The organism is Chromohalobacter sp. HP20-39, assembly GCF_033052815.1.
Classification (GTDB): Bacteria; Pseudomonadota; Gammaproteobacteria; order Pseudomonadales; family Halomonadaceae; genus Chromohalobacter.
The window spans coordinates 1-316 of sequence record NZ_JAWHTP010000409.1 but is presented as its reverse complement, the minus strand read 5'-3'; the positions used below and the strand labels follow the sequence as shown (position 1 = coordinate 316).

Annotated in this window: 1 protein-coding gene; it reads right to left on the bottom strand. The window is 66.8% G+C overall.

Annotation, left to right across the window (positions count from 1 at the left end):
* Window positions 1-298, bottom strand: a 298-nt coding sequence (locus RVY79_RS18580) for a PQQ-binding-like beta-propeller repeat protein (protein WP_317466021.1), incomplete at its 3' end; no start/stop codon positions are given.
* Window positions 299-316 lie beyond the last annotated feature (18 nt).

Below are 316 nucleotides of genomic sequence, written 5' to 3'. Positions count from 1 at the left end.
CGCCTTGGCTACCCACGGGCAGGCGGGCCTTCCAGACCTCCTTGCCGGTGCTGCTGTCGAATGCGCGCAGGTAGTAATCCTGCGTGCCGGCAATGAACACCAGCCCGCCCTGCGTCGCCAGCGTACCGCCTAGCGTCGGCATGCCCACCGGCATCTTCATGCCCATCTTGATGCCCATCGGGCCCGTGTCCTGCACCGTACCGACCGGCACCTGCCACAGGATCTTGCGCGTCGTCAGGTCGACCGCCGACAGCGTGCCGAACGGCGGCTTCTGGCACGGCACGCCCAGCGGCGACATGAAGCGATCCTTATTGAC